This is a genomic window from Microbacterium sp. Bi128 (assembly GCF_918698205.1).
The window spans coordinates 1-1,778 of the sequence record NZ_CAKKMM010001069.1 but is presented as its reverse complement, the minus strand read 5'-3'; the positions used below and the strand labels follow the sequence as shown (position 1 = coordinate 1,778).

Here is a 1,778-nt window from a genome sequence, read left to right as displayed (position 1 = left end):
GTCCGCAGCCTGGTCGCGGACGGCACCACCGTGCTGCTCACCACCCAGTACCTGGACGAGGCGGACGAACTCGCGGACCGCATTGCGGTGCTCGACGGCGGCCGGCTCGTCGCCGAGGGGACGCCGGACGAGCTCAAGCGCCTGGTGCCCGGCGGACATATCCGGCTCCGGTTCGCTGACGCCGGGCGGCTCGACGCCGCCTCCCGCCTGCTCGGCGAGTGCGCCCGCGACGACGCCGGGCTCTCGCTCACGGTGCCGAGCGACGGCGGTGTCGGCGCGCTGCGCACCGTGCTGGACCGCCTCGACACGGCCAACCTGGAGGTCGACGACCTCAGCATCCACACCCCGGACCTCGATGACGTGTTTTTCGCGCTCACCGGCCGGGTCGAGACGAAGGGAACCGAATCATGACCACCATCGCCGCCAAGCGCCGGACGGCCCAGGGCACCCGCCAGCAAGCGCACGTCATTGCCGACTCGGTGACGATGCTGCGCCGCAACCTGCTGCACATGCTGCGCTATCCGGGCCTGTCGGTGTTCACCATCGTGGGGCCGGTAGTCCTGCTGCTGTTTTTCGTGTTCGTGTTCGGCGGCACGCTCGGGGCCGGCCTGCCCGGCGCGGATCCGGCCGGCGGGCGCGAGGCGTATGTCGCCTACGTCATGCCAGGCATCTTGCTGTTGACCATCGCCGGCAGCGCGGGCGGCATCGCGACGACCGTGTCGATGGACCTGACCGAGGGCATCACCGCGCGGTTCCGGACGAGGGCGATCTCGCGGGCCGCGGTGCTCGCCGGGCACGTGCTTGGCAATACCATCCAGGCGATTATCGCCGTCGTGCTTGTGCTCGGCGTCGGCCTCCTGATTGGCTTCCGCCCGACCGCCGGGTTTGTCGAATGGATCTCCGCCGCAGGTCTGATCGTGCTCATCGCGTACGCGATCAGCTGGCTCGGGGTGGCCATGGGCATGCAGGCGAAGTCGGCCGAGACCGCCAGCAACCTGCCCCTCGTGCTGACCTTCCTGCCCTTCCTCAGCAGCGGCTTTGTGCCGACCGAGTCGATGCCGGAATGGCTGCAGTGGTTCGCGCAGTACCAGCCGTTCACGCCGTTCATCGAGGCCATCCGCGGGCTGCTGCTCGGTACCCCGCTCGGCTGGAGCCCGGTGCTGGCAATCGGGTGGTGCGTCGTGATTGTGGTTGCCGGGTACGCCTGGTCGATGGCGATCTACGAGCGCAAGTCGGTGCGCTGAGCCCAGGGTGCACCCGGTTTCTGCGGGCGGTCGCGAGCGCATCGCGGCCGCCCGTCCTGTGCTTCAGCCGAGGTGGCGTTCGGCGTCAAGGCTGCCCCGCGGGTGAGTGCCGGCCGGACCGGCGTCGTCGCCGTCGCACTGGCGTTGCAAGGCTGGATCCCGCAAGTGTCGACGGCGCGGTGCCCGGGAAATCTGTCACGAGAGGTCAGCGCCAGCCGAGCTGCGGCGCCACATACTTCAGGATCGACTCGATGACGTGGGCGTTGTAGTCGACACCGAGCTGGTTCGGGACCGTGAGGAGCAGGGTGTCTGCCGCGGCGATCGCCTCGTCCTCGGCCAGCTTCGCGGCCAGCTCGTCCGGGGCACCGGCGTAGGAGCGGCCAAAGACCGCGCGCGTTTTCTCGTCGATGTTGCCCACCTGGTCGGAGCTGTGGCGGTCGCGGGCGAAGTATTGCCAGTCGCGCTCGTCCGTCAGCGCGAAGATGCTGCGGCTGACCGAGACGCGCGGCTCCCGCTCGCGCCCCGCCTCCTTCC

Annotated in this window: 2 protein-coding genes and 1 pseudogene; 2 read left to right on the top strand and 1 reads right to left on the bottom strand. The window is 69.7% G+C overall.

Going from position 1 to position 1,778, the window contains the following annotated elements; all coding sequences use genetic code 11:
* Both LQV45_RS35730 and LQV45_RS29820 read left to right on the top strand, forming a co-directional pair.
* Nucleotides 1-411 (top strand): DUF4162 domain-containing protein (locus LQV45_RS35730; protein ID WP_290370355.1); only part of this gene is annotated, 411 nt, incomplete at its 5' end.
* A complete protein-coding gene (locus LQV45_RS29820; RefSeq protein WP_230010762.1) occupies nt 408-1,244 on the top strand; it encodes an ABC transporter permease in 837 nt (278 codons plus the stop codon). The genes LQV45_RS35730 and LQV45_RS29820, both read left to right, overlap by 4 nt.
* 205 nt (nt 1,245-1,449) lie before the next feature.
* Here LQV45_RS29820 and LQV45_RS29815 read toward each other — a convergent pair.
* Nucleotides 1,450-1,778 (bottom strand): annotated as a pseudogene (locus tag LQV45_RS29815) (LLM class flavin-dependent oxidoreductase); the annotation flags it as partial.

Bases quoted from the DNA above. Each gene is read 5' to 3' on its own strand.
- LQV45_RS29820 (WP_230010762.1), top strand. From the start codon at position 408: ATGACCACCATCGCCGCCAAGCGCCGGACGGCCCAGGGCACCCGCCAG.